Genomic DNA, 4,280 nt, shown 5'->3' with positions numbered 1-4,280 from the left:
TAGATGTCATCTAACGAATAAGGCACCGCAGTCGCGCAAAGTCATCAGGGCCACGACGTATGCGAATCGTCGATAAGTAGGCCGAATGTAGAGCGGCAGTCCAAAACCCATCAACATAAGTTTAGCGGATGTTTGACAACCGGGGGAATCCATGTAGCCTCATTAAGCGGACAAAAATGGTTGGCTAAAATCGCGAAGCGACGGCCAACTGTTTTTGTTCCGTTTAAATGACTTGTTATAAGGCACTTTCGTCAATGATTCTGAACTGCTTCGGTACTAAAAATGCCAGTATGACTGCCAAAATTAACATCATTATCACTCGTATACTCATTGAGGGAATCAACGATTCAAGTAATGTAAAACTCAGCGCTGATGAACCGCCAACAAACATGCCTAAATAGGAGCGTCTTGGTGTCCATTCGATCAAAGCTGAACATTGGGTACAGCGATACTTTGTCCTATTTCCACTAAATAAAAACCAACTAAGTGAAATCTTCTGTTGACAATTAAGGCACTCTCTATTCTTCATACTAAATCAAACTCCATGTGACTTATAACGCCTGCTTAAGCGGACTAAAATAGTGGGTTAAAATGTGTAGCGAAGCGAAACCTAACCCACTGTTTTAGTTCCGTTTAAAGCTCTTGTTAGCCGATCAACTTATAAGAGAAAACAAACTCTTTATCTGGCTTACTGCTTAGCATATTAAACAATATGTCAAAGTCGGTTGCATCTTCCTGATGAGCACGCCAAATTGCTGAAGTATCACCTAAAGTGAGAGCTAATTGGTCTGCCATTGTTAATTGAACTTTACGAGATTTATTTATAGTATCAACAATATGAAATAGGTCGCCAGATATAACTTTAAGCGCCATCTGCTCTTGATTCTTACTAGTAGAAGAACGAATATGCTCTAATGCTTTCGAACTCACTTTGACTGATATAAGACTCATAAATACCCCTTAGAAACAATATTACATATCGGATTAATAGATTCGGCTAACGCCTGCATAACACGTTTACTACTATGCAATTATACTTAAAATTAACGCCTTAAAACGAGAAACACCCGGCAACCTAAGATGCCGAGTGTAGTAAATCGTGTTGATGCAATTGTTATGTAACTTTCCAATTTTGTTAATATAACTTTAAATATTTAATAAGCTCAATTGGCTGAAATGGTTGTGTGAACTCTTGATTTATAAATTCAATTACATTTTCAGCACCAACAGAGTCCACGCCTTCAATTGTATATTTATTAGATTTATTTAAACCAAGCCAATTATCCAGAAGCTCTTTATCTCCGGTCTCTGCGGTATAACGTAAAAGAGCGTTTGAAAAACTTAATTCTTCCAATTTATAACATTGCTTACTCGCATAATCACTTGCAAATAAAATAACATCTTTCTTTTGTTGATCTGTCAAAGTACCAAACCAATCACTTTTTATTGGTTTTAATACAAAGCTTTCACGCAGCTTACTACAAGCATCTACTTTTACATTTAAAGCTTGGTACTTATAGCTAAGATCTTTTTTTAAAAATTCAGCCCAACTTTCAGATAAGACAGAAGACGAAAATATACAACTAACAATTAATAATATAGCTTTATAATGCATTGTATACACACTCCCAAAATTTACGTTCCTCACCACTTGTGTCTAACATTGCTCTCATAGCTACATTTTCTAAGCGTTCTCTTTCAATTGGAGCAATCGCTTTTACTGCACTTTCATACAACTGCCAATCATACGTTGAAACATTATAAGAAGCAGATGCTAAAGCTACTCCTTTGTAAGAATCTCTACCTGCAAAAATTTGGAAGAAGGGAATAGCAAACAGGATCTTCTCCAGCACCGAAGACATATCAGTAATGTGCTCCATTTGTTCGATATATTCTTTTGTTCTATTACTTGGTTCAAATCCTTTGATTGAACAATACTCTTGCTTGGCCATGATACCCTCCATCATTTAATACGTTTTTATTCTATACCAAATTAATGGGCATCAATAGATGTCAAAATAACTGAAATTACAGTGACTTTGACCATTACCTTTTGTTACATAACGCCGCATTAAGCGGACAAAAATAGTGGGTTAAAATGTGTAGCGAAGCGAAACGTAACCCACTGTTTTTGTTCCGTTTAAATGCCTTGTTATAACTTTATTGTGTCAGAAGGATGATGTATCCCATCGTATATTTTTACTGGCTCGAGTTCATAAGGGTTTACACCTTCAAGGCAAGCCACATTAATTGCAAATTGATGTGGATTTGAACGTCTTTGATGATGAGTATAAATACCGCAAGTTTTACAAAAATAGTGTTTTGCAGCCATTGTATTGAATTGATACAAGCTGAGATTATCTTCACCTTTAACAATTTTTAGATTCTCCAATAGAACAGAGGCTGCTATTGCGCCTCTTTTACGGCACATAGAACAAGAACACCGCCTTGGATCTTCCAACCCCTTGGGCATTTTCAACTCTAATTCAACTTTGCCACAATGACACGTAGCTTTATGTACTTGTTTAATATCCATATACATTCTCCATATTGTAGAAACTAGAAATTACGAATGAGTTATAACGCCCAATTAAGTAGCTGACAACGCTACCAATATACTCAAACTTACCACCTAAATCACTGAAGCCAAACCGAGTTGAACATGCCAAGCGTTGACAGTCTGCTTAAATTGCTTGTTATGTGCGTAGTTGAGTTAAGTAGAAAGCTCACCATTTACTTTAATACTTTAAAAGTTATGAAATACAGTCCATTTTCGTTTGGATAGATCTTGCGAAGGATCCATTTGAGAATAAAAACAAATGGTAAATTCTCAGCTTTAGCATGCATTCGATTAAGTTGTTCGAAAGCTACTGGTTCATTACCTAGAATTTCTAGGCTACAGATTTTTCGATTGTCTTCGTTAGTGTAAGCATCAACAATCTGCCCAATAAAGTAATGGCTTTCTGATTTATCACGAATAGTCGCAACCTTACGACCTGCCAATATCTGACGTTCCATTCGCGAGAAAAAAGTAATTTTATCCAATGAGTTACACCTATTTCCTGATAAGCACATAACGCCGCAATAACACGTGCGAAAGACCGACTTCCCAAACCAATTATACTCTAAACCGCGAATGCCGAATGTAAATAGCATCGTGTTGATTGCTTTGTTATACGAGCCTTGCTTTCGTTCCGTTTAAATTGGTAAAGAACTGATTTACCAAGATTTGCTGTAAATTGAGTTTAATTAGACTGGCTCAATTAAGCGAGCAAAATATTCAATCAACAGCAATAACTGTGAAACGAAACAATCCCTTTTTCTTACGCCATTTGTACGATTTGGTTTCAGCAAGTTTTGAGCTAATAAACCAAATATCCTAACCACAATTGGGATTGAAAATGCTGAGAGGAAAACACTGATACAGGCTAAAATGAGGCATAACCAAAGAACAATTGAAGCGTAAATTAGTTTCTGAAACGCCTGAATTTTGGGCAATAATAGTTCAATGCCGAACCTGATGAAACGCACACCAAAAGGCTACAAAGAAAAAGGAAAAACACCCTACTTTCACACCTAAAAAGCTAATGGTTCAATCGCTGAACTGAACCAAAAAACGGCATTCTCAGAGTTCGTATAACGCCCGCTTAAGGGGCAGCCAACGCCACTACGAACTTTCCGCATAACACCGTAACCACAAAAACCAACGCATAGTAAAAATGCCACGCGTTGGCTGTCCCTCTTGAAGCGTTTGTTAGGTGTTTTGTTGCTTACTTTTTTGAAGCTTCCCAATATATCTATGGGCTATGTAAGATAATAATATTGCCAGAGCAAGATACAGGCCTCGGTGCAACGGTTGTTGCAGGCTCGAAAACAACATGTCTATCGAAAATAGAGGCACCAATACACAAGCCACCATCAAGACAACATTGCCTGTCGTTGTGCTAGATTCACCACCGCAATTTAGACAGACATGGTTTTTCCAACGACTAATTTTCCATGCTTTAAAGTAGCTAACTCTCACACCGCAATATGGACACTTCATATTCTCTCCTTGAATTGACACTCCATCAATTGACACCTAACGAATGACATGGATTCCCCCTACCGAGGATCTGCCACACTTATGTGGTACTTAAATGCATCGGAGGCACCATGTCTGATTATTCTTATTTCTGCGGTATCGACCTAGCTAAAAACCACTTTAGTCTTCATGCCGTAGACCAAAATGGTAAGGTCATACTTCATAAGTCAGTAACCCGCTCTAAACTACTGACTAC

General features: G+C 37.6%; 5 protein-coding genes and 1 pseudogene. 1 reads left to right on the top strand and 5 read right to left on the bottom strand.

The window, feature by feature from the left end; genetic code table 11:
- Nucleotides 1-645: 645 nt before the first annotated feature.
- The 5 genes from AB4249_RS21795 to yqfB form a co-directional block, all read right to left on the bottom strand.
- Entirely contained in the window at nt 646-951 is a 306-nt protein-coding gene (locus tag AB4249_RS21795) for a hypothetical protein (RefSeq protein WP_017067214.1), read from the bottom strand.
- 184 nt (nt 952-1,135) lie between these two features.
- Nucleotides 1,136-1,615, bottom strand: a complete 480-nt coding sequence (locus tag AB4249_RS21790; RefSeq protein ID WP_229648417.1) for a hypothetical protein — start codon at nt 1,613-1,615, stop codon at nt 1,136-1,138.
- Nucleotides 1,605-1,952 (bottom strand): hypothetical protein, encoded by a 348-nt coding sequence (locus AB4249_RS21785; protein ID WP_054776246.1) that lies wholly within the window; start codon nt 1,950-1,952, stop codon nt 1,605-1,607. Before AB4249_RS21785 ends, AB4249_RS21790 begins: the two co-directional genes overlap by 11 nt.
- A 200-nt stretch (nt 1,953-2,152) precedes the next feature.
- Nucleotides 2,153-2,536 (bottom strand): GFA family protein, encoded by a 384-nt coding sequence (locus tag AB4249_RS21780; protein ID WP_017040584.1) that lies wholly within the window; start codon nt 2,534-2,536, stop codon nt 2,153-2,155.
- A gap of 197 nt (nt 2,537-2,733) precedes the next feature.
- The gene (gene yqfB / locus AB4249_RS21775) at nt 2,734-3,045 is read right to left on the bottom strand and encodes a N(4)-acetylcytidine aminohydrolase (RefSeq protein WP_372104777.1); all 312 of its coding nucleotides are present in this window, start codon (nt 3,043-3,045) and stop codon (nt 2,734-2,736) included.
- Between the two features lie 1,110 nt (nt 3,046-4,155).
- On the opposite strand from yqfB, the pseudogene AB4249_RS21770 reads away from it, so the two are divergent.
- Nucleotides 4,156-4,280: pseudogene (locus AB4249_RS21770) on the top strand (IS110 family transposase); the annotation flags it as partial.

The organism is Vibrio sp. 10N.261.55.F4 (assembly GCF_041470465.1).
GTDB lineage: Bacteria > Pseudomonadota > Gammaproteobacteria > Enterobacterales > Vibrionaceae > Vibrio > Vibrio crassostreae_C.
Note: the sequence above shows the minus strand (reverse complement) of the source record. Positions and strands in the feature narration are given on the sequence as shown.

What these genes read in the sequence shown, in the direction of transcription:
- AB4249_RS21795 (WP_017067214.1), bottom strand. Translation starts at nt 951, where the DNA reads ATGAGTCTTATATCAGTCAAAGTGAGTTCGAAAGCATTAGAGCATATT.
- AB4249_RS21790 (WP_229648417.1), bottom strand. Translation starts at nt 1,615, where the DNA reads ATGCATTATAAAGCTATATTATTAATTGTTAGTTGTATATTTTCGTCT.
- AB4249_RS21785 (WP_054776246.1), bottom strand. Translation starts at nt 1,952, where the DNA reads ATGGCCAAGCAAGAGTATTGTTCAATCAAAGGATTTGAACCAAGTAAT.
- AB4249_RS21780 (WP_017040584.1), bottom strand. Translation starts at nt 2,536, where the DNA reads ATGGATATTAAACAAGTACATAAAGCTACGTGTCATTGTGGCAAAGTT.